At 65.2% G+C, this 6,521-nt stretch carries 7 protein-coding genes and 1 pseudogene; 6 read left to right on the top strand and 2 right to left on the bottom strand.

Annotation, left to right across the window (positions count from 1 at the left end; translation table 11 throughout):
- The 3 genes from I5M_RS13370 to I5M_RS13360 all read left to right on the top strand — a co-directional run.
- On the top strand, window positions 1-1,197 hold a 1,197-nt coding region (locus tag I5M_RS13370), incomplete at its 5' end, for an ABC transporter substrate-binding protein (protein WP_022721859.1).
- 26 nt (window positions 1,198-1,223) lie between these two features.
- Window positions 1,224-1,658: a hypothetical protein gene (locus I5M_RS13365; RefSeq protein WP_148287871.1), complete on the top strand. Its 435-nt coding sequence runs from the start codon at window positions 1,224-1,226 to the stop codon at window positions 1,656-1,658.
- 299 nt (window positions 1,659-1,957) lie between these two features.
- On the top strand, window positions 1,958-2,290 hold the full coding sequence (locus I5M_RS13360) for a hypothetical protein (protein ID WP_244432000.1): 333 nt from the start codon (window positions 1,958-1,960) through the stop codon (window positions 2,288-2,290).
- Window positions 2,291-2,296: 6 nt separating this feature from the next.
- Here I5M_RS13360 and apaG read toward each other — a convergent pair whose 3' ends face one another.
- Window positions 2,297-2,689 (bottom strand): Co2+/Mg2+ efflux protein ApaG, encoded by a 393-nt coding sequence (gene apaG / locus I5M_RS13355; RefSeq protein ID WP_022721856.1) that lies wholly within the window; start codon window positions 2,687-2,689, stop codon window positions 2,297-2,299.
- Between the two features lie 222 nt (window positions 2,690-2,911).
- Here apaG and I5M_RS29715 point away from each other — a divergent pair.
- From I5M_RS29715 to I5M_RS13340, 3 genes and pseudogenes are all read left to right on the top strand, one after another.
- Window positions 2,912-4,166, top strand: a pseudogene (locus I5M_RS29715) (OpgC domain-containing protein).
- Window positions 4,163-4,936 carry a lipolytic enzyme gene (locus I5M_RS13345; protein WP_031336280.1) on the top strand — a complete coding sequence of 258 codons (774 nt, stop codon included), beginning with the start codon at window positions 4,163-4,165 and terminating at the stop codon, window positions 4,934-4,936. The pseudogene I5M_RS29715 and the gene I5M_RS13345 overlap by 4 nt, the downstream one beginning before the upstream one ends.
- 74 nt (window positions 4,937-5,010) lie before the next feature.
- Window positions 5,011-5,901, top strand: a complete 891-nt coding sequence (locus tag I5M_RS13340) for an SGNH/GDSL hydrolase family protein (protein ID WP_022721854.1) — start codon at window positions 5,011-5,013, stop codon at window positions 5,899-5,901.
- On the opposite strand, the gene I5M_RS13335 is transcribed toward I5M_RS13340, so the two are convergent.
- Window positions 5,902-6,521: L,D-transpeptidase (locus I5M_RS13335; RefSeq protein ID WP_022721853.1), on the bottom strand; the 620-nt coding region annotated here is incomplete at its 5' end.

Below are 6,521 nucleotides of genomic sequence, written 5' to 3'. Positions count from 1 at the left end.
GCAGCGGTCGAGGTCACAGTGCTGTTTCCGCAGCCGAATCTGTATCTCGCGCCGATGGAGGAAACCGTGAAGGCGTTCGCGCAACAGCGGCCGGACATCACGGTAAAGATCCTGGCGCCGACCAAGAGCTACGAGGACGCAGCCAGCGCCGTGCTGCGCGGCGCCATCACCCGAAGCATGCCGGACATCGTGCTGAACGGCACCAACCTTCAGCAGCTCCTCGTCGCGCGCAAGCTGGCGGTGCCGCTCGATAGTTTCGTCGCGCAGGAAAAGGACTGGGACAAGCAGGGCTATGTGCCCGGCATGGTTTCGACCGGCATCATCGACGGCAAGCTGTTCAGCATGCCCTACGCGCTGTCGACGCCGATCCTGTACTACAACGCCGATCTGGTTCGGCAGGCCGGCGGCAACCCCGAGACGGCGCCCGCCAACTGGCCGGAATTGCTGAGCCTGGCGGCGAAGATCACCAAGCCTCAGGACGGCGTCAGCGGCGCCTATCTGGTCTGGACCACCACCGGCAACTACCTCTGGCAGGAACTGCTGTTCACCAACGGTGGGAAGATGTTGTCGGACGACGGCAAGCGCGTCGGCTTCGACTCGCCGGCGGGGCTGAAGACCTTCCAGATCCTGCACGATCTGGTCGCGACCGGCGGCATGCAGAACTACACCGACGAGCAGGCGACGCAGGCCTTTATCGCCGGCAAGATCGGCTTCTTCATGAGCTCGTCGGCCCGCGTCAATAACTTTACCAAACAGATCGGCAGCCGCTTCGAACTGAAGACCGGGCCGTTCCCGAGCCCGACGCCGGACTCCAAGGTGGTCTCCGGCGGCGCCAGCATGATGCTGCTGTCCACCGATCCGGAGAAGCAGAAGGCGGCGTGGGAATTCATCAAATTCGCCGCCGGCCCGGTGGGCCAGACCATCATGGTCCGCCACACCGGCTACATGCCGTCGAACCAGATCGCCATCGATACCCCGGACATGCTGGCCGACTACTACAAAGCCAATCCGAACATGCGCACCGCGATTTCACAGCGCGCGCGGACGACGCGCTGGCTGGGCTTCCCCGGCGACAACAGCCTGAAGGCGATCGAGGTCGTCTACGACGCGATGGAAAGCGTCGTCCGCGGCAAGGCGACGCCCGAGGCCGCCCTCTCCGCTTCCGTCAGCGGCGTCAATGCGCTGTTGCCGAAATAACCGCAGCCGACCGAGGGCGGGCCACCATGATCAGCTTGTTCGGATCACGAAGGCCGCAGGTGGTCCGCCGAGGGCGTGGCGACGAAATCGGGCGACGGTTCGGTGTTCGGCTCAACCGCAGCGCTGTCGACATGCAGAAGGTCTGCGCACTGTCGACCTGCTGTGCTGACGACGAGGGTCTGACGCGCCGGCTCATCGCCTTGCTTTATACCGACCTGCGCGGCGGCGAACTCGGCGCCGACCGCCTGGCCGGCTTGAACGATGCGGCCTGCGAAGCGCTGCTGTTGCACTACGCCGGGGATCTCGCCGCGCGCTACGAGTGCTGCGATGGGCTCGAGCTGCCCTGCCGGAGCGGGACTACGGCGGATTTGGCCAGGCGGCTCGTCGCGCACATCCTGGTTTGGGAGCGGGCGAAGATCCAGACCTACCGCCACTTCGCCAGCAGCGGCTGGCCGGCCTGACGGCGCTTGCGACGACGGACGAGCTCGGACAAAGTTGAACCGCGGAACTGCGTCGCCAGCTCGGAGCAAACCGGGCCGCGGACACCACGAATTTCGAGTAGCGTAAAGAACCGTCGGACGCGCTCCATCGACTGATGCAGGGATCGACGTTCGGCGGCGCGCGTGCAGGCCGTCCGCAGTCACAGATGACACAGTTCGCTGATTTGTCGGAGACCTTTATGAAATCCTTTGTTCGATTGCGCCTTTCGCCATCCCGTCTCCACACCGCTGGCGTGGCCGCCCTCGCCGCGACCGTCCTGATGGCGACGCTGCCCCAGCAGGCGGACGCCGCCGCGCGCCGCGCCGCCAATTTCGACGGCACCTGGAACGTGATGTTCACCACCCAGGCCGGCAATTGCAGCGCCACCTACAACGCCCCGTTCGCGGTCGCGGGGCGGCGGGTGATGTCGGCCGGCGGCGGCAAGGTGACGGGGGGCATCACCAGCGGCGGCAACGTCGCGGTGCAGATTTCGGTCGGCGCCTCGGTGGCCAGAGGTCGCGGCCGGCTCGCCGGTGCCACAGGCAGCGGCACCTGGAGCGGCCTCATTCAGGGCGATCGCTGCCGCGGCGTCTGGCAGGCGACGCGGAGCTGATCGACGCTAATTCAGAGTCCGCTTGCCCTCGGGGCTGTCGAGCGAGAACGCCGGGACATCGATCTCGAAGCGCTCGCCGCTTTCGCTTTCCATCTGGTAGCGGCCGGCCATGAAGCCGGATGCGGTCGGCAGCGGCACGCCGCTGGTGTATTCGAAACGTTCGCCCGGCGCGAGCACCGGCTGTTCCCCAACCACGCCCTCGCCGCGAACTTCTTGCGTGCGCCCTGAGGCGTCGGTGATCACCCAATGCCGGGTGCGAAGCTGAACGGTTTCTTCGCCCGAATTGGTGATGACGACCGTGTAGGACCAGAAGAACTGACGGTTCTCCGCCGAGGAACGCTCGGGAAGGTAGTTCGGCTCGACGGTTACCTCGATGTGGCGGGTGACGGCGCGGTACATGGCGTATTTCCAGCTCTTAGGCAGCAATCATAGCCAAAAACGCTGCCGAAACCAGCCGTTCGGAACGATTTTCAGTTTGGACGGGCTCGCCGCCATCGCGGTTTCAACACAGTTGCCGGTTAGGCGACGAGGCCGAGTGCCGATCGTGAAAGCCCATGGTTCGCCGATCGCCGCCGAACTGGTATATCGGCACAAGCAGGCAAGCGGCCCGCATAGAGCGCCATGAGCACAGTCGCCGAACCGATCACAGCAGCACCGCCGGCCGAGGCGGCCCCGATCGCGCCTGCTGCGGCCCCTCCGCTCCGCGCCGACGTTGCGGCGGTCAAACGAGTCTCCAAGCGCGAGTTGCGGCTGGACCTGTTTCGCGGCCTGGCACTGTGGCTGATCTTCATCGACCATCTGCCGGCCAGCCTGCTGACCTGGCTGACGCTGCGGAACTACGGCTTCTCCGACGCCACCGAGATTTTCATCTTCATCTCCGGCTACACTGCGGCCTTTGTCTATGGCCGGGCGATGCGCGACCAAGGTGTCGTCGTCGCCTCGGCGCGGATCATGAAGCGGGTCTGGCAGATCTACGTCGCCCACGTCTTCCTGTTCACGATCTTCCTGGCCGAGATCTCCTACGTCGCCACCAGCTTCCAGAACCCGCTCTATACCGAGGAAATGGGCATCCTCGACTTTCTCAAACAGCCCGACGTCACCATCGTCCAGGCACTGTTGCTGCGCTTCCGCCCGGTCAATATGGACGTGCTGCCGCTGTACATCGTGCTGATGTTCTTCCTGCCGCCGATCCTTTGGCTGATGCGGCGCAAGCCCGATGTCACGCTGGCGTTATCGACGGCGCTTTATATCGCCACCTGGAAATTTGACCTCCACCTCAACGCGTATCCGAGCGGCGCCTGGGTGTTCAATCCGTATGCCTGGCAGCTATTGTTTGTTTTCGGGGCGTGGTGCGCGATGGGCCGGCGCCAAGCGGTTGTCCGGCGTGCTGGCATCGCCGGTGACGCTGTGGATGTCGGTCGCTTACCTTGTCGCGGCTTTTTACGTAACGCTCACCTGGTACACGCCGGCGTTGTACCACACCCTGCCGAAATGGCTCGAGCAGTGGATGTACCCGATCGACAAGCCCAACCTGGACGTGCTGCGCTTCGCGCACTTCCTCGCGCTAGCGGCGATTACCGTGCGGTTCCTGCCGCGCGACTGGCCCGGCCTGAATTCGATCTGGCTTCGACCGCTGATCCTGTGCGGCCAGCACTCGCTGGAGATTTTCTGCCTCGGTATCTTCCTGGCCTTCGCCGGGTTTTTCGTCCTGGTCGAAATCGCGGGCGGCGCCCTGGTGCATTTCGCCGTCAGCATCACCGGTATCGTAATCATGACAGCCTCTGCCTGGCTTTTTTCGTGGTATAAGAATGAGGTGGGCAGGGTTGGGTCGCGCAAATCTGACGCGGATGCCGACCTTGCAGGGGGCGAAGCATGAGAACCGGGATCGCCGGCTTGGCCGCTGCGATAACGCTAGGGTTGTGCGTGGTGGCCGGCGCTTGCTGGCCTGCGTCTGCGGAAGACGGCAAGGACTGCGAGGTTCCGGCCTACCTGCTGACGACGGATCTCACCCTCGGCAAGACGGCCGAAGCGCTGCGCACGGCGCGCAAGCTCGACATCCTGGTGGTCGGCAGCCGCTCCTCCAGCATCGCGCCGGCGGAAGGCACCGCCTATCCGCAGCGGCTGCAGGCGATGCTGCGGGACAAGCTTCCAGGGGCGGAGATCAACGTGTCGGTCGAACTCCGGCCGAAGCGCACCGCGGCCGACGTCGCCGCCAGCCTCGGCCAGTTGGTGACGGATCGTAAGGCCACTCTGGTAATCTGGCAGACCGGAACCTTCGATGCGATCCGGTCGATCGACCCGGACGAGTTTCACACCGCCCTGGTCGACGGCATCGACGCCGCCAAGAAGGCCGGAGCCGACGTCATCCTGATGAACCTGCAGTACAGCCCACGCACAGAGACCATGATCAATCCGGCGCCCTATCTGGATAACATGCGCGTAGCGGGGCAGGAGAAGGACGTGCCGGTGTTCGACCGCTTCGCCATGATGCGGCTGTGGAACGAAAGCGGCGAGTTCGACCTGTTCAGCCCGTCGCCCGGGATCGACATGGCCATCCGGGTACATAACTGTCTGGCGCGCGCGCTGTCGACTTTCGTGATCAATGCGGCGCGTATCGGCCCGACAGAATTGAGGACTCAGCGTTGAAGCGTCGTTTGCGTTCCGGAACCGCCGCAGCCGCGTGGGCCGCGTCACTGTTTTTGGCTGTCACTCCTCTGACGATGGCGCGGGCCCAGGTCGCCGCCGCCCAGGCCGCCACAACGGAGCCGAACAGAAACGATCTCGACATCGCCTCGCTCCACGACAAGACCGTGCAGCCGAAAGGGCTTGCCGGCCGCGCGCTCGACAAGGCCAAACAAGCGGTGAAGCAGGCCGGCGACATTCTCGGCCGGGTGCCCTGCCTGGCGCCGAAGGGCGGCGTCAAATCGATGGGCTCGCTGCCGCACGTCGCGCAGAAGCTGATCGACAACAGGCCGGTAGTGATCGTCGCCTTCGGCTCGTCATCGACCCAGGGCTACGGCTCGAGCTCGCCCGCCTACAACTATCCGAACCGACTCGCCGCGCAGCTGCGTCGCCATTATCCGTCGGCCGACATCACCGTGATCAACAGCGGCAAAGGCGGGGAGGACGCGCCCGAGATGATGGCGCGGCTGAAGGGGACCGTACTGGACGCCAAGCCGGACCTGGTGATCTGGCAGGTCGGGACCAACGCCATTTTGCGCAATCTCGATCCGACCGAGACCGGCAAGCTGGTGGAGGAAGGCATCAACGCCATTCAGGCTGCCGGCTCCGACATCGTGCTGGTCGATCCGCAATACGCGCCGCGAGTCAACGAGCGCGGCGAAAGCGCCGGCAAGATGATCAAGGCGCTCGGCCGGCTGGCCGAGCTGCGCCATATCGGCGTGTTTCCGCGCTTCCAGGTGATGAAGGACTGGCACGAACAGCAGGCGCTGCCGTTCGACACCTTCGTCATCGCCGACGGCCTGCACATGAACGATTGGGGCTACGCCTGCTTCGCGCAGCTCCTCGGCGACGACATCATCCGCTCGGTCGAGCAGATCCGCCTCGGCGTCGCCGTGCCGGCGGATGTGCGCGCCTATCGGCCGATGTGATCAACGCACTACCACCTTCGCGCCTTTCGGCACCCGGCCGTAGAGGTCGATAACATCCTGGTTGAGCATCCGGATGCAGCCGGACGACACCGCGTGGCCGATCGTCCACGGCTCGGTGGTGCCGTGGATCCGGAACAGCGTGTCCTTGCCGTTGCGGTACAGATACAGAGCCCGCGGCCCCAGCGGGTTGGCGGCGCCGCCGTCCATGCCCTTGGCCCATTTGCCGTAACGCGCCGGCTCGCGCGCGATCATGTTGGGCGTCGGGGTCCAATGCGGCCATTCCGCCTTGCGGCCGACTTCGGCAGTGCCTGTGAATTCCAGCCCGGCCTTGCCGACGCCGACGCCGTAGCGTAGCGCCTTGCCACCCTCCATCACCAGATACAGGAAGCGCTTGCGTGGATCGACCACCACCGTGCCCGGCGGCTCGGCGGTGCGGTAGTCGACCAGTTGGCGGACATAGGCCGAATTCAGGTCGCCCGCCTCGACCGCGGCGATCGGAAACCTGTCGGTGTCGATTGCGGCATAGCGCGCGGCGGCGGCGGCGCTCACCCTGCTTTGCGGCGGCGCCGACGCGAACTCGGTGCCGGAGTCGGTGACGCAGCCGCCGAGCGTGAGCGCGC

Source organism: Rhodopseudomonas sp. B29 (assembly GCF_000333455.1).
Classification (GTDB): Bacteria; Pseudomonadota; Alphaproteobacteria; order Rhizobiales; family Xanthobacteraceae; genus Rhodopseudomonas.
This window is presented reverse-complemented; position numbering and strand designations above follow the sequence as displayed.